12 protein-coding genes and 1 pseudogene are annotated in these 15216 nt (G+C 71.3%); 7 read left to right on the top strand and 6 right to left on the bottom strand.

From position 1 onward, the window contains the following. The first annotated feature begins 193 nt into the window (after positions 1–193). From HMPREF9062_RS04160 to HMPREF9062_RS04145, 4 genes and pseudogenes are all read left to right on the top strand, one after another. A pseudogene (locus HMPREF9062_RS04160) lies at positions 194–932 on the top strand (MIP/aquaporin family protein). A 133-nt stretch (positions 933–1065) separates the two neighbouring features. After that, the gene (glpK, locus tag HMPREF9062_RS04155) at positions 1066–2661 is read left to right on the top strand and encodes a glycerol kinase GlpK (RefSeq protein WP_009748789.1); all 1596 of its coding nucleotides are present in this window, start codon (positions 1066–1068) and stop codon (positions 2659–2661) included. Positions 2662–2774: 113 nt separating this feature from the next. Continuing rightward, positions 2775–3623 (top strand): YveK family protein, encoded by an 849-nt coding sequence (locus HMPREF9062_RS04150; protein ID WP_009748788.1) that lies wholly within the window; start codon positions 2775–2777, stop codon positions 3621–3623. Next, on the top strand, positions 3620–4987 hold the full coding sequence (locus HMPREF9062_RS04145) for a hypothetical protein (protein WP_009748787.1): 1368 nt from the start codon (positions 3620–3622) through the stop codon (positions 4985–4987). Before HMPREF9062_RS04150 ends, HMPREF9062_RS04145 begins: the two co-directional genes overlap by 4 nt. A 23-nt stretch (positions 4988–5010) precedes the next feature. On the opposite strand, the gene HMPREF9062_RS04140 is transcribed toward HMPREF9062_RS04145, so the two are convergent. Both HMPREF9062_RS04140 and HMPREF9062_RS04135 read right to left on the bottom strand, forming a co-directional pair. After that, complete coding sequence (locus HMPREF9062_RS04140; protein WP_253270654.1) at positions 5011–6030, bottom strand: glycosyltransferase family 2 protein; 1020 nt, start codon at positions 6028–6030, stop codon at positions 5011–5013. A 44-nt stretch (positions 6031–6074) separates the two neighbouring features. Next, entirely contained in the window at positions 6075–7094 is a 1020-nt protein-coding gene (locus tag HMPREF9062_RS04135; protein WP_009748785.1) for a glycosyltransferase family 2 protein, read from the bottom strand. A gap of 104 nt (positions 7095–7198) precedes the next feature. Between HMPREF9062_RS04135 and HMPREF9062_RS04130 the strand changes: the two genes are divergently transcribed. Further along, a complete protein-coding gene (locus tag HMPREF9062_RS04130; RefSeq protein ID WP_009748784.1) occupies positions 7199–8194 on the top strand; it encodes a glycosyltransferase family 2 protein in 996 nt (331 codons plus the stop codon). A gap of 161 nt (positions 8195–8355) precedes the next feature. Here HMPREF9062_RS04130 and HMPREF9062_RS13495 read toward each other — a convergent pair whose 3' ends face one another. Together HMPREF9062_RS13495 and HMPREF9062_RS04120 are read right to left on the bottom strand one after the other, a co-directional pair. Further along, the gene (locus HMPREF9062_RS13495) at positions 8356–10983 is read right to left on the bottom strand and encodes a hypothetical protein (protein WP_034253726.1); all 2628 of its coding nucleotides are present in this window, start codon (positions 10981–10983) and stop codon (positions 8356–8358) included. A 177-nt stretch (positions 10984–11160) separates the two neighbouring features. Beyond that, positions 11161–11811: a hypothetical protein gene (locus HMPREF9062_RS04120; protein ID WP_156789966.1), complete on the bottom strand. Its 651-nt coding sequence runs from the start codon at positions 11809–11811 to the stop codon at positions 11161–11163. Between the two features lie 139 nt (positions 11812–11950). Between HMPREF9062_RS04120 and HMPREF9062_RS04115 the strand changes: the two genes are divergently transcribed. After that, positions 11951–13117 carry a DUF1972 domain-containing protein gene (locus HMPREF9062_RS04115; RefSeq protein WP_009748781.1) on the top strand — a complete coding sequence of 389 codons (1167 nt, stop codon included), beginning with the start codon at positions 11951–11953 and terminating at the stop codon, positions 13115–13117. Further along, entirely contained in the window at positions 13114–14268 is a 1155-nt protein-coding gene (locus HMPREF9062_RS04110; protein WP_009748780.1) for a glycosyltransferase family 4 protein, read from the top strand. Before HMPREF9062_RS04115 ends, HMPREF9062_RS04110 begins: the two co-directional genes overlap by 4 nt. A 12-nt stretch (positions 14269–14280) precedes the next feature. Here HMPREF9062_RS04110 and HMPREF9062_RS04105 read toward each other — a convergent pair whose 3' ends face one another. Then, the gene (locus HMPREF9062_RS04105; RefSeq protein WP_009748779.1) at positions 14281–15024 is read right to left on the bottom strand and encodes a CDP-alcohol phosphatidyltransferase family protein; all 744 of its coding nucleotides are present in this window, start codon (positions 15022–15024) and stop codon (positions 14281–14283) included. Beyond that, positions 15021–15216 (bottom strand): hypothetical protein (locus HMPREF9062_RS13205; RefSeq protein ID WP_216584403.1); only part of this gene is annotated, 196 nt, incomplete at its 5' end. The genes HMPREF9062_RS04105 and HMPREF9062_RS13205, both read right to left, overlap by 4 nt.

The following is a 15216-nucleotide window of genomic DNA, read 5'->3' as shown; positions in this document are numbered from 1 at the left end:
TCGCCCGCCTCAGCCGCCGCGTGTGAGGCGACCGCGGCCGTCCGACCCGCCCCGTCCCCGAAGCGCGAGGACGCGGGCCGCCGCGCCCTCATCCCCCCGTCCGCCGCACGGCTCTGCGTGGATGGCCGAGCCGCCGACCGCGCGGACAGCCGCGCCGAGAACCTGTGCAGACCTGTAGAGAAAGAGATCCACGATGCCCCTCACCACGGGACAGATCTTCCTGTCCGAATTCTTCGGAACCGCCATTCTCATCCTCTTCGGCGCCGGCGTGTGCGCCGCCGTGACCCTGCCGCGGTCTAAGGCGAAGGCCTCGGGCTGGATCGTCATCGCCTTCGGATGGGGCCTGGCGGTGTTCATGGGCGTGTACGCCGCCTACGCCACCGGCGGGCACCTCAATCCGGCGGTGACGGTCGGCCTGGCCGTGGCCGGCAAGGACCTCGCGCCCGGTGTGAGCGCAACAGCGGTCAACGTCGTCGTCTACATCGTGGCGCAGATGCTCGGTGGGATCGTCGGGGCCGTCGGCGCATGGCTGGCGTACAAGCGGCACTTCGACGCCGAGGCCCCCGCCGCGGACAAGCTCGGCTGCTTCTCCACCACCCCGGGGATCCGCTCCTACGGCTGGAACGTCGTCACCGAGGCGATCGGCACGTTCGCCCTCATCACCTGGGTGCTCATCAATGGCAAGTCCCCCTCTCAGCTCGGCCCGCTCGCCGTCGCCCTCGTCATCGTCGCCATCGGCCTGAGCCTGGGCGGGCCCACCGGCTACGCCATCAACCCCGCCCGCGACCTGGGTCCCCATCGCCCACGCCCTCCTGCCGATCAAGGGCAAGGGCTCCTCCGACTGGACCTACGCCTGGGTCCCCGTCGTCGGGCCCCTGCTCGGCGCGGTCGCGGCGGGCCTGCTCGTCCCCCGCATGGCCGGGCTCTACTGAGCGGACGGGCCGGCACGGCCGAATCGACCGATACGGTCGGCATGACCGGCCCGTCATCAACCGCTCATCCGCATTCACCCGCGCCGTCCCCCGGCGACGCACCGCAATCCGCAACGACGCGAAAGGACTCCTCGTGACCGAGAAGAACACCAGCAAGAGCAAGAAGGACGCCGAGCACGACGACCAGAGGTACGTCCTGGCCATCGACCAGGGCACGACCTCCTCCCGCGCCATCCTGTTCAATCACGACGGCGAGATCGTCGCGGTCGAGCAGAAGGAGCACGAGCAGATCTTCCCGCGCGCCGGGTGGGTCGAGCACGACGCCGTGGAGATCTGGCGCAACGTGCGCGACGTCGTCGCCGGCGTTCTGGCCTCCGCCGAGGTCAACCGCCACGAGATCGCCTCGGTGGGCATCACCAACCAGCGCGAGAGCGCCGTCGTATGGGACCGCACCACCGGCGAGCCCGTCCACAACGTCATCGTCTGGCAGGACACCCGCACCCAGAGGATCTGCGACCGCCTGGCGGCCGCCGCCACGGACACTGCGGGCGACGCCGACTACGACCGCTACAAGGACCGGGTGGGTCTGGGCCTGGCCACCTACTTCGCCGGCCCCAAGATCGCCTGGGTGCTGGAGAACGTCGAGGGCGCCCGCGAGCGGGCCGAGGCCGGCGACCTGCTGGCGGGCACGATGGACACCTGGGTCCTGTGGAACCTCACCGGCGGGGTCGACGGCGGCGTCCACGCCACCGATGTCACCAATGCCAGTCGCACGATGCTGATGAACATCGACACCCTGGACTGGAACGAGGAGATCTGCGCCGACATGGGGATCCCCGTCTCCATGCTGCCCCGGATCAGGCCGAGCGTGGGCGTCTTCGGGTACGGGCGGAAGAACGGCCTGCTCATCGACACCCCCATCGCCGGCATTCTGGGCGACCAGCAGGCGGCGACCTTCGGCCAGGCCTGCTTCGAGGTGGGCCAGACGAAGAACACCTACGGCACCGGCTGCTTCATGCTCATGAATACCGGCACGACGCCGGTGCGCAGCACCAACGGTCTGCTGACGACCGTGTGCTACCAGATCGAGGGCGAGGATCCGGTCTACGCCCTGGAGGGCTCGATCGCCGTGGCCGGCTCGCTCGTGCAGTGGTTGCGGGACAACCTGGGCATCATCGCCGAGTCCCGGGACGTCCAGGCGCTGGCGCGCACGGTGGACGACAACGGCGGAGCCTACTTCGTGCCCGCCTTCTCCGGGCTCTTCGCCCCGTACTGGCGCCCCGACGCGCGCGGTGCCCTGGTGGGACTGACGCGCTATGTCAACAAGGGGCACATCGCCCGCGCCGTGGAGGAGTCCACCGCCTTCCAGACCCGCGAGGTGCTTCAGGCCATGAACCTGGACGCGGCGGCCTCGGGCACCGTCCTGCGGGAGCTTAAGGTGGACGGCGGCATGACCCGTGACGAGCTGCTCATGCAGTTCCAGGCCGATCAGATCGGCGTGCCGGTGGTGCGTCCGCACGTGAGCGAGACGACGGCGCTGGGCGCCGCCTATGCCGCGGGCATTGCGGTGGGCTTCTGGTCGGGCACGCGCGACGTCGTCGACAACTGGGCCGAGGGCCGCCGCTGGGAGCCCGCCATGGCCGATGACGAGCGCGAGCGCCTCTTCCGCAACTGGCGGAAGGCTGTGACACGCACCCTGGAGTGGGTGGACGAGGACGTCGTCGAGTAGCCTCTCATTCGTCCCGGGTATTCGTCCCGGGCGACTGATCACCATCGAGACGATGCGGCAGGCGCTCACGCGAGACCGGGACGGACCAGCTGCCGAGGGCGAGGAGACACAGCATGGAGCCGGACCAGATTGTGGGAGCCCTGCGTCGGCACGCGCTGCTCGCACTGGCGCACATCGTCGTGGGCGCCATCATCGGGTTCGTCGTCGCACTGGTGAGCACGCCGGTCTACACCTCCCACACGAGCGCCCTGGTGGCGGCCGACGGCGGGGGCGGAACGCGCTCGATCTCCTCCTCTTCGACGACCATCATGCCCACAGTGGTGGAGATCGGCACATCCCGGTCGGTCGTGGATCAGGTCGCCGCGTCCACCGGGATCGACCGGGACAAGATCACCGGCGCCGTGGAGCTGTCGAACAAGACGAACAGCCTCATCGTCGAGGTGACGGCGCGAGGATCGTCCCCGCAGGAGGCGCAGGCCATTGCGCAGGCCGAGGTCTCCGCCCTGCGCAATGTCGTCGGTGACATGTCGGTCCAGCAGCAGGAGGACGTCACTCTGACGCTGACCGACGTCGACGCCGCCTCGTTGCCGACCTCGCCCTCGGGGCCGTCCCACACCCGCTACGCCCTCATCGGGGCGATCGTCGGCGCGGTCCTGGGCGTCGTGACCGCCCTGCTCATCGGCCGCGGGGGCTCCGCACCGGACGGCGTCGGAGAGGACGCCGAGGTCCCGGAGCCGGCCCGGGCCGGGGGAACCGCCACCTACGCGGGGGTCGGGAACAAGGAGGTCGGGCGCGCGCCGAGCTACGCGAGCACCGGGGGCCCCCGCCGATCCTCCAGATCCGTCATGGGCCCGCCGCCGTCCTACAGGCCATCCGCCCCGCGCGGCGAGACCCGGGCCACGCCGCTGGACTTCAACCCGACCGGTTCGGGGGATTCGCCGACCGCGTCACGACGGACGTGACCGGCCGCCCCCACTCCCCCGCCGGAGCCATCACCGCCATCACCACGGCCGTCACCGTCCGGGCCTCGGCGCCGGCTTCGGCGTCCAGCGGCCCGGGCGATCCAGAGCTGGTGGAGGCCGAGGAAGTCGCAGCGGAGAGCGCCGACCCGCGCTGGGCGTGGGAGCCGCCTCTGGCCGCGGCCCTGCTCGTGCTCGTGGGCTGGCGCACCGAGCTCGCCGGGGGGATCGTCCTGGGCGACTGCATGGCGCTCGTGGCCCTGCCGATGACTTGGACAGCCGTGCGCAGGTCACGTCGCTTCTCGCTCCTCCTCGTCCTGAGCGGCCTGGCCGTCGCGACCGGTCTGGCGCTCTCCCTCGGGGTGGGCGACTACTTCAAGGTGACCCCGTCCGCCCAGCGCACCCAGCTGCTCATGGCCGCGGGCATGCCGGCCGCCGTCGCCGCCATCGTCTGGAGTCGCGAGCGCCTCGGACTGGAGCGGGCCGCCGCCGCCCTGGGCGCGGGCATGATTCTGAGCAACCTCCACCTCCTGCGTTCCTCGGACAACCCGTGGAAATTCGGCCTGGGCGCCGCCGTGTGCATCGTGGTGCTGGCGGGGGTGCAGCGCTACGGGCGCGGCACCCAGCTGGTCGCGGCGACGGTGCTGGGCGTCCTGTACCTAATCCACGACTCCCGCGCCACCACCGGCATGCTCATGCTCATCGTGGCGCTCCTGATCTGGCAGATCGTCTCCGCCGGGCTCACCGTCGTCGAGCCGTCGCCGGGGCGTCTGCGCACTCACCAGATTCTGCTGCTGGCGGGGCTGGCGAGCGCGGCGGTGGTCGTGATCGTGGCCGCGTCCCTGGCCGGCTACCTGGGGCAGGACGCCCAGCAGCGCACAAGCGCCCAGGCGCACGGCACCACCAACCTGGTCCTGGCGGCGCGCCCCGAACTGGGCGCCTCCTGGGCCCTGATAACCCACCGGCCGTGGGGCTACGGCGCCGGGGTGCAGCCCCGCTACGAGGACGTGAGCACCGCCATGCAGGGGATGGCCTCGCTGAACTACAACCCGGACAACGGCTACGTCCGCAACTACATGTTCGGACACGGTTTCGAATTGCACTCCGGGCTCGTGGACGCCTGGATCGCCCTGTCGCTGCCCGGCGCCGCCCTGGTGGCCTACATGATCTGGCTGGCGCTGCGCGCCCTATGGGAGAACCTGGGCACACCGCGCCTGCGCTCATGGCTGCTGTTCACGGTGCTGTTCGTGCTCATGAACGCGGCAGTGGGCCCGCTGTCCGTACTGCCGTCCTACCTGGTGCTCGTCGCGGCCGCGGGGCTACCCTCCGCCGCGACCGGTCGGGCCGTACCCGGCCGGTCGCGTTGAGACCGGGCACGATCCGGCGGCGCTCACTGCGACCTGCCGTACTCCGAGTGCACCCCGCGCCCGACAGAGGCCGCCGCCATCCCCTGCCCTCGGGCCACCAGCCGCGCCCCCCGCGCCCGGTGCACCGGCGACCCGCCGAGCGCGCCGACGCCGATGCGCACCGAACCCACCAGCACGCGAGCGAGACCGCCGCTCAGCGCTCTGACGCGCTTGACGGCGTGGGCCCCCGGGCCCGCCAGGGCCAGCCCGACGCGCACAGCGGTCGCCGCGTGCGAGCGCTGACGCTGCAGGATCCAGGACCGGTGCAGGCGGTCGACGGGCACGTGGTCGCGCACCCGCGCGCCGTCGCACCACCGGATGACGCCCCCCGCCGCCACGATCCGCCGGGTGAACAGCGTGTCCTCCCCGCCCGTGGCGCCGAAAGCCTCGTCGAAGCGCAGACCGTGGGCCCGCACGAAGTCGAGATCGAGCAGAAGGTTGTTGGTGGCCGCCACGGGCCGCGCCGTTCCAGTGGGCCACGTGCGCCGCTCGAAGAAGGCTCCCGCACGCACCCAGGCGTCGGGCTCGACCTCGTAGACCGGGACGACGGGCCCCGCGACGGCGGCGGGAGTCGTCGCGGCGAAGGTCTCCAGTAGCGCCGCGAGCCATCCGGGAGCGGGATCCTCGTCGTCGTCGATGAAGACCAGCAGAGCGCGTCCGGCGGCCTCGTCCAGAGCCCGGTTGCGCACCGCCGCCACACCGGGGCGCTCCTCGACGACGTAGCGCAGCCCCACCCCGTCGGGCGTCTGGGTGCGCAGCGCGCGCACGGCCGGAGCGGCGCAGGCCGCCGGGTCGTTGTCGATGACGAGCACGTCGATGTCACTGCGGTCGTCGTGGCCGGCACGGCCGGCCGCGGGGTGGGTCCGACCGCCGCCATCGCCGTCCGGGCCCGGCGCACCGGCCCGCCGCCCCGCCCGCGACACCTCGGTCGCCTGGCTCAGGGCGCCGCGCACGGCGCGCACGACGGCGTCGGGGCGCCGGTAGGTCGGGATCGCGATGGTCACCCCGGTCGCTGCCCGCGCACCCCCGCCCGGCCCCTCCGGCGCCCTCACGAGGCGCTCCGTCCGTACTCCAGGACCCTCCCGCCGAAGGCCCCCACGACCATGCCCAGCCCTCCTCGGCAGGACACCTCATGGACGGCGCGGGCGGCCGTGTCGCCGCGGCCGCGGGCCGCCTGGGCGCGCACCGCGTCGCGTCCGGCCCGGGCCAGGCCCTTGGCGGCGTAACCCAGCCGCGCCGGCAGACGCGAACCCGTGCTGGTGTCCACGCGCACGCGCGCCCAGGAGGAGCCCGCCCGGAAGGAACGGCGCAGCACCCAGTCGCGGGTGGCCCGCTCCGGCGCCACCCGCTTGTCGACGACGGCACCGGTCGTGAATCGGATAGTCGCCCCGGCCAGCGACAGGCTGCGAGTGAACAGGGAGTCCTCGCCTCCAGTCAGCCCGTAGCGGGGGTCGAAGCGCAATCCCAGGCCGCGCACGACGGCCAGATCCAGCAGCAGGTTGCCGGTGTCAGCACTGGTCACGCGAGCGCCGTCATCGGCCTGCCAGGAGTCGAAGGCGCCACTGGCCGTCACCCAGTCGTCGGGCACCTTCTCATAGGCGGGCGGGGTGGGGCCGGTCACCGCCGCACATCCGTGCTCGCGCCAGGCGGCCAGCAAGGCGGCCAGCCAGCCGGAGCGGGGCATCTCGTCGTCGTCGATGAAGACCAGCAGATCCTCATCCGCGCACTCGGCCAGCGCGCGATTGCGGCCGGCGACGATGCCGGGCTCCGCCTCATGGACATAGGACGGGCTGATCCTCCCCGGTTCGCCGGCCGCACCGCTCACGACCTCGGCCGCCCCCGCCCTCGGGTCGTTGTCGACGACGAGGACGCGGGGGCGGACCCGCTCGCGGACTCCGTCGACCTGAGTCAGGAGAACGGGCAGGAGCTCGGCGAGGTAGGCGTTGCGACGGTAGGTGAGTACCGCCACGGTCAGGTGCGGAGCGTCGGGCGTGTCGGCCCGGCCGCGAGGCACGGGCGCCGACCCCCGCCGCCCGACGACGCCATCGGACTCGTGCTGCTCGCTCATCGCGTCCTCCCCTTCCGAATATACGTGTCGGGCCCCGACGGTACTATTCCAGGGCGCCGCAGTCCCAGCCACCTCGGGGACCGTAACTGCAGGAAGAGGCCGTCATGGGCAGTGACCACACGAGCACCACACCGGCAACGGGCGGAGAGACCTCCCGTCTGCTGGAACGCACCGCCGTCATCGTCGTCAGCTACGGCTCACCGGAACTCCTGAAGAGCAACCTGGCGCAGATCTCCCAGGAGGTGCCCGAGGCTCGCATCGTCGTGGTCGACAGCTTCTCGACCCCCGAGATGCGAGAGGCCACGATCGCCCTGGCGGACGAGCACGGCTGGCTCGTCGAGCTTCCGGAGACCAACACGGGCTTCGGAGGCGGGATGAACCTGGGCGCGGCGCGGGCGCGCACCGAGGGCGCCGAGATCCTCCTTCTGCTCAACCCCGACGCGATCATCTCCCGGGAGAGTCTCATCCGGCTCGTCAGCCGGGTACGCGCCGAGCCGCTGACCCTGGTGGCTCCTGTACTGACCAACTCCGAGGGGCGGATTGTGGCGGATCGCACCGTCGTGTGTCTGGCGGACGGCTCCATGCGCTCGCCGCGCTCGACCCGCCCCATTCCGCCGGGCGGCACCCGCCCGTGGCTGTCGGGCGCCTGCCTGGCGCTGTCCACGAGGCTGCTGGAGGCCACCGGCGGCTTCGACGAACGCTACTTCCTGTACTGGGAGGACGTCGACTTCTGCGCCCGCGTGCTCGACGCCGGCGGGGCTCTCATGCTCGTGCGCGACGCGATCGCCGTCCACGATGAGGGCGGTACGCAGGACGGCACCGGCACCGGCCGGGCCAAATCCGATACCTACTACTACTACAACGCGCGCAATCGGCTGCTGTACGCGGCCCTCCGACTGGGGCGGAGCGAGCAGCGCCGCTGGGCCGCAACGTCAGCGGCAGCCGCCCGGGAGATCGTCCTGCGCGGCGGACGGCGCCAGCTGCTCGGCTCGCGTTCCTCCCTGCGGGCGACGTGGGCCGGCACTCGCGACGGGTTGCGGCTCCTGCGCCGCTGTCAGCACGGCGATCCGCCCGCCGAGGGAGTGCCGCTGACCCGTTGAGATCCCGGCCCGGAATTCGCGGGCGGGGGCGGCCCCGGGCCGGGGTCACCCAACGCATCTCGCGCGACGGAACGGCGCTGAGATGGATCGCGCCGGAGCCCGTTGCGGGCTCCGGCGCGATCCATCTCATGCGATCTGCTGGACTGGCGAGACCAGTGCGATCAGTGCAGGCGGTTGACCTTCACGGAGTCGACGTCGAGGTTGACCGTCTCGCCGCCGGCCGAGGCCGACACGTAGGTCATCAGGCCGACTGAGCCGGGCGCCGCCAGAGCGGCGTCGTCATCGGTCGTGTCCACCTGCCAGGCGCTGGGCTCGGTGTCGCCGATCCAGGCGCGGGCGCGCACGGCTGTCGACGCATTGATCTGCGACGCGGAAGCATTGGCGCCGTCCAGAGCGAGGCGCAGGTGCAGGGCCTCGCCCGGCTTGTACGTGCCCACGGGAGCCGTCCCGAGAACGGTCTCGGTGCCGTCGACCCGCTTGGCCACCGTCATGGTCACAGTCCCGTCGGAGGCGACACGGAACTCCGTCTGGTAGCGACCCGAGTCGGTCTGGCGACCGACGTAGGTGATGTACGCCCCGTTGCCGCCCGCCAGGGCGTCCATGGACAGGTCGACCTGGGACTCGGTGGCCGTCGAGTCGATGACCGGGGAGTGGATCGACGTGGACGAGCGCGCGCCCGCGAGGGCAACGCGGCCCTTGGAATCGAGGGTGGAATAGGCGTTGCGGCCCCAGTCCACAGTCCAGTCACCGCCGGTGGAGGCCGTTCCCCAGCCCGCGGTGGTGCTGCGGTCGAAGGAGTCCTCAAAGATGGCCTGACCCGCCGCGACGTCGTCCGCCTTCACGGCCGGCTTCTGCTGCTGGGCGTCCTGAGCCTGCTGATCATCCTTCTTCTGCTGCTGGTCCTCCTGGGCCTGCTGATCCTCGGCCGCCTTCTGATCGCCCCAGCCCTGGGCCTGGTCGCCCTGGCCCGGCTGAGCCTGGCCCTGGCCCTGCTGCTGGCCAGCCTGGGCCTGGTCGCCCTGAGCCTGCTGGCCAGCCTGACCCTGACCCTGCTGAGCCTGAGCCTGGTCCTGCTGCTGGCCATCCTGGGCCTGGTCGCCCTGAGCCTGCTGGCCATCCTGGTTCTGCTGCGGAGCCTTGTCACCCAGCTGTCCAGCCGCCGTGACGCTCACCCAATCCGAGTAGGTCGAGGCTCCCCACTTGTCCTCCACAACGACCCGATACCTGTGGCTGGTGCCGGGATCGACGGTGTCGGTGGCGGTGAGCTGAGGCAGCTCCCAGAAGCCCGCCGTGACCGTCTGGGTCGACACCGGCTGGGAGTCGGTGGTGTCGCGGTAGACCTTGTAGGTCAGGGTCTTGTCGTCACGATCCCAGTTGGCCTGGAAGGACAGCGTCACGACACCGGAGTCGACGGAGTCGGCGGTCACCTTGTACGCACCGCCCTTGTTCTCCGGACCCATCTTGTTGGGAGCGATGTCGCGACGGGCGAAACGCACCAGACCCTGCTGGCTGGTGCCGTTGACGGCCGTGAACTCGCCGCCGTAGGCGACGTAGTCGCTATTGCCCTCAACGGTCCACGTGGCCTGATTCACCCCGGTGTACGTACCCGTGGTGAAGGCCGGGTAGAAGTTGAGGTTGGTGGGAGCCGGCTCGCCCTGGTGGTCGGCGTAGTAGCGAGCCGTGTTGGGACCCACCGTCCCGGTGGCGTAGTTCGTGAAGGCGACGCCGTGGTGGTACTCCGTCGTGGAGTTCGGGAACCCGCCGATGTTGGAGCAGTCGTGGGTGTGGCTGGCGACGTAGACGACGTCGCCGGCCGGCAGGACGTCATAGGAATCCCCGTGACAGTCCGCCAGGAAGGAGAGCTTGCCGGTGGTCCAGTCCGCCCGGAACATCCCCTCGATATTGGCCTGACGGCTCGACTGGGAGAACCCCACGCCGTACAGACCCCCCTTCGAGTCGGAGCGCAGGCTCATGATGGCCCCGTAGGTGTCGGCATTGCGCACCACCGTGTTGATCTCGTTGTTGCGCAAAGAGCCGTCATTCTCCAGGATCGCCAAGCCGTAGCCGGGGTTGTCCGAGGAGTCGACCGACGTGAAAGCGCCGCCGATCGCCACACCGTTGCCGTCCGGGGAGGCGGTGAGTGCCCGAACCGAGAAGTTGTCGACGTGGGGCGCGAAGTCCGTCAGCTTGTTCGTCTTCAGGTTGAACGCGGCGACGCGGTAGCGGGCCGCCGAGTTGGCCTCGGTGAAGGAGCCGCCGATGTAGAGAGTCGAGCCGTCGGCGGAGAGGGCCACAGCCTTGACCGTGGCATTGGTCTTCAGGCCCAGTGAACGGCTGGAGCCATCGGCCGCGGAAATAGCGCCGACACGGTAGGCGTTGGCGCCGTTGAGCTGAGTGAAGCTCCCTCCGACGTACAGGGTCGAGCCGTCGGCAGAGGCCTCGATGGAGTTCACATCCCCATTGGCCGACGGCGCCCAACTCAGCAGATCGCCGGTGGTCAGGTCATAGGCCATGAGATTGGAGCGGGACTGCTCATTCTCGCCGGCCGCCGAGCCGGCGGGGCGGGCTGACGTGAAGCTCCCGGCGACGTAGACCGTGTTGCCGACGACAGCCTGATCCCACACCACGCCGTTGATCTGGGCGGTGGGCAGGGCGTCGGCCGATACCGTCTGCGGATCAGCCGCCGCCGCATCATCGGCACGGGCGCTCGTTACCGGAATCAGACCGGCGACGAGCAGAAAGATGCTCAAAAAGAACGCTGGTAGCGACAAGGGCAAGTGGCGACGCACGATGCGGCTCCGTCCGAGTTACGACGCCCACCTGGGTTCGGCGGGCGTACTTATTGGGAAGCGTCGCCCTCCACCAGGTAGTAGGGGGCGACGCGGGATGGAGGAGACGTTACATCATCGAGACCGTATGCGTGGAACTTATGGACGGCGTGGCGTCCGACGATCGTCGGAGCGCAGTCAGGAAGTCGGGGCCTCCCCCTGGAAGACAGCGGCCCGCGAGTCGGCGCCCGGGTCGACGGTGACACTGACCGATCCCCGCTCGTCGACGGGGACGACGAAGGCGTATTCAACGACAATCGCCTGCCCGGGCGACAACGAGGCAGGTAGCGCATCGGAGGCGGACTCGACGGGGGAGGCGGGAACGCCGTCGGCTCCGTAGGAGACGTTCACCACAAGACCCGACAGAGACATCTCTTCATTTGTGTTATTTCCCACAGTCACTGGAACAATGATGCCCGCGCCCCCGATCTCGCCGGGACCGGCCGTCAGATCGGTCGCCCGCAGCGCCCCGATCTGCACGGCGAGACCGTCGTCCAGACCCGCGGGCTGATCGAGCCCCTGGGGGGTGAGCTGGTCGTCCGCCTCCGGCTCGCCGGACGCGTCCGTCTGCTCGTCCGCCGGATCCGAGGCGGTGGACGTCGGAGCGGGGGCCGCCGTGACATCAGGCACGACAGTCGGATCCGGAGTCCCCGCGACGGGTTCGGGCGAGTTCACGGACTCCTCCGCGTCGGCGGTCTCATCGGCCGCAGGCGTGCCCGAGTGGGAGCAACCCGCGAGCAGCGCAGCGGGGAGGAGGAAAAGAGCGGCGAGGCGCGTGGGTCTGGTCACTGACGCAGGATAGGCCCCCGGGCGCCCGCGCGCAGCGCAACCGGGGTACGCCGGAACGCGGTCGTGAGGCCCCCGGACCTCCTCCGCGCGATAGCCTGACAGCGCCACCCCGACCGTCGCCCATCCCGGAAGGTGCATCGTGACCGCCCCCAACCCCCAGAGTCTGAGGATCGCGATGATCGGGACGCGCGGCGTGCCCGCTCGCTACGGCGGTTTCGAGACCGCGATCGAGGAGGTCGGTCGCCGCCTGGCCGACCGGGGTCATCGCGTGCTCGTCTACTCCCGCAACCCCGATGCCTCCACCCCCCTGCCCCGCACGTACCGGGGCATGCGCGTGGTCGAGCTGCCCGCCATGCGGCGCCGCAGTCTGGAGACCCTGTCCCACACCGGGGCCTCGATCACCCACCTGCTGAGCCGAATCCACCCCGATGTCGCCTTCGTGTTCAACTCCGCAAACTCCCTCTTCCTGCCCGCCCTGCGCGCCGCCCGGATCCCCGTAGCCACGCATGTGGACGGCCTGGAGTGGAAGCGAGGCAAATGGGGCCCGACCGGTCAGCGCTACTACCGGGCGGCGGAGGCCGCCGCCGTGCGCTTCTCCGACGCCCTGATCGCCGACGCCCGGGGCATCGCCGACTACTACGCCCAGGAGTTCTCGGCCCCCACCGAGCTCATCGCCTACGGCGCCCCGCAGGTGGCGGCGCTCACCGACCGCCTGGGCGAGCTCGACGTGAGCGCGCGCGAATACCACTTGGTGGTGGCGCGCTTCGAGATCGAGAATCACGTCGACGTCATCGTCGACGGCTACACGCGCTCACCGGCCCGCCTCCCTCTGGTCGTCGTCGGCTCCGCCCCCTACGCCGACGAGTACACCCGCCGGATCGCCTCGCTGGCCGACGCCCGCGTACGCCTCCTGGGCGGGGTGTGGGACCAGGAACTGCTCGACCAGCTCTACACCGGGGCTCTCGTCTACTACCACGGGCACTCCGTGGGCGGCACGAATCCTTCGCTGCTGCGCGCCCTCGGCTCGGGAGCCGCCGTCGACGCCTTCGACGTATCCTTCAACCGGGAGGTCCTAGGCGGGGCCGGCCGCTACTGGACGGACGCGGACGACGTCGCCGCCCTGGTCGCCTCCGCGGAGGCCGACCCCGATGCCCAGATCGAGCGGGGGCGGCGCAGCCGGGAGCGCGCCCGCCTCTACGACTGGGACGAGGTCGCCGACCGCTACGAGGCACTGGCCCGGCGCCTGGCTGCGCAGGGCCCGTCCCGGCACCGGCCCAGCGGCAGGCGCGCAGGAGTGAGAGCATGAACGGGCGGACGAGAACCATTCTGGTAGCCCATCCCTCCCCCGACCTCTACGGCTCCGACCGTCAACTGCTGGAGACGATCCGGGCTCTGATCGACGCCGGCCACCGGGTCAACACGGCCCTGCCCGCGAGCGGGCCGCTCGTCCCCGAACTGGAGGCCCTCGGCGCGCGGGTGGCGGTCGTGCCCTTCACCGTGCTGCGCAAGTCCCTGCTGAGTCCCCGCTCACTGGCCGGGCTGGCGGCGCGGGCCGTCGGGGAGATCGCCCGGCTGCGCTCCCTGATCAGGGCCGACGGCGCCGACCTCCTGCTGGTCAACACCGTGACCCTGCCGTGGTGGGCTCCCGCGGGGCGTGCCGCCGGGGTGCCGGTGCTCGCGCACGTCCACGAGGCCGAGGACACCCAGAACCTGCTGGTGCGCGCCGGGCTCAACGCCCCGCTGCTGGCCGCCTCCCGCGTCGTGGTCAACTCCCGGGCCGCCCGCGACGCCCTCGTGCGCGCCCAGCCGCTGCTGGAGCGGCGCACCCGAGTGGTTCACAACGGCGTTCCGGGCCCGCAGACCGAGCCGACGCCGCTGCGCGAGCGCACCCCGCACGCCACCTTCCGCGTCGCCATGGTGGGCAGGCTCTCCCCGCGCAAGGGGGTCGACGTCGCCCTGGATGCGCTGGGGCACCTGCGCGCCGACGGGCTGAACGCCTCGCTGAGCGTGTGCGGCACGGTCTTCCCCGGCTATGAGTGGTACGAGGCCGAGCTGCGCGAACGCGCCGAGCGGCCCGACCTGGCCGGGCACGTGGAGCTGCTCGGCTACGTGCACCCGACCTGGCCGGTGCTCGACGAGGCCGACGCCGTCGTCGTTCCCTCCCGAGTCGAGCCCTTCGGCAACACGGCGGTCGAGGCCATGCACGCCGCCCGACCGCTGGTCGCCTCCCGGGTGCAGGGGCTGGCCGAGGTCGTCACCGACGGGGTCACCGGGCTGCTGGTGGAGCCCGGCTCGCCGCGGATGCTCGCCGACGCGCTGCTCAGCCTGGCGGCCGACCCCCCGCGAGCCCACTCCCTGGCCCGCGCTGGCCGGCAGGAGGCCGCCGAGCGCTTCGGGGTCGAGCGGTACCGGGCGGCCATGGCCGAGGTCGTCGACGGCATGCTGGCCGACGCGTGAGCCCGAAGGCGCTCAGGCGTCGCGCAACTCGAGATACCACTTGGGCAGCGCCAGGACGACGTAGACGGTGTAGCCGACCAGCATGACGCCGTAGACCCACACGAACGCCACGGGCGCGAAGCGCAGCATGAGGACGAAGCACATGAGCCCGTAATCGGTCGGCGCGGAGAGCACCGATTTGGCCAGTCCGGGCCTGCCCTCGCCTCGGGCCAGCGGCGTGCCGCCGTGGTAGCGCAGCTGGTAGGTGAGGATGTAGCTGAAGAAGTGGATGCTCTGCACCGCCCCGAAGGCCAGCGGCACGAGCAGCGCCGCCGTCGGCAGGGCGTCCATGCAGAAGCGGAAGAGGCTGATGGCGATCGCCGCGTGGATGGTGGAGAGCTTGATGACGTCGGCGACATGATCGAGCCACTCCCCCGCTGCGGAGCCGCCGTGGCGCAGCCGGGCGAGCTGGCCGTCGGCCGAGTCGAGGGCGTAGCCGAGCATGAGCAGCAGGGAGGTGAGAACTGCGGCCCACGCCGAGGGTGCCCAGACGGCGATGAGCACGATCCCCAGGTAGGTGCAGCAGGCCGACAGACCCGTCACCTGGTCGGGCGTCAGGCCGACGCGATGGGCGAGCGCGGCCAGCACCCGCCCGACGGGACGGTTGATGATGCGCGAGTAGAGCGGGGCGCCCGCGTTGGACTTCTGCGCCGCGGACAGCGCGCGCACGGAGTCCGAGACGCGAGGGCGGGCGGGGGGGCTGGATGCGGGCATCATCTCTCCGGTCGTGTCGGGTGCATCGGTGCGGGCGCGGGCTCGGCATCGCCGACGGACGGGGCCGCCGAGACTGGGACGGTCGGCTCGACGACGCGCGGACCGGCGGGGGCCCGCTCGGGTTCGTCGTTCCGCTCCCCGGCGGCCCCGACACTACGCCCGGCGGCCCGTGCGGGCCCGCAGCCGCCCCCGTCC

This window comes from Actinomyces sp. oral taxon 448 str. F0400 (assembly GCF_000220835.1).
In the GTDB taxonomy this organism is placed as follows: Bacteria; Actinomycetota; Actinomycetes; order Actinomycetales; family Actinomycetaceae; genus Actinomyces.
Note: the sequence above shows the minus strand (reverse complement) of the source record. Positions and strands in the feature narration are given on the sequence as shown.

Excerpts from the sequence above, each read along its gene's own strand:
- HMPREF9062_RS04150 (WP_009748788.1), top strand. The coding sequence starts at position 2,775 with ATGGAGCCGGACCAGATTGTGGGAGCCCTGCGTCGGCACGCGCTGCTC.
- HMPREF9062_RS04135 (WP_009748785.1), bottom strand. The coding sequence starts at position 7,094 with ATGAGCGAGCAGCACGAGTCCGATGGCGTCGTCGGGCGGCGGGGGTCG.
- HMPREF9062_RS04130 (WP_009748784.1), top strand. The coding sequence starts at position 7,199 with ATGGGCAGTGACCACACGAGCACCACACCGGCAACGGGCGGAGAGACC.
- HMPREF9062_RS04110 (WP_009748780.1), top strand. The coding sequence starts at position 13,114 with ATGAACGGGCGGACGAGAACCATTCTGGTAGCCCATCCCTCCCCCGAC.
- HMPREF9062_RS04105 (WP_009748779.1), bottom strand. The coding sequence starts at position 15,024 with ATGATGCCCGCATCCAGCCCCCCCGCCCGCCCTCGCGTCTCGGACTCC.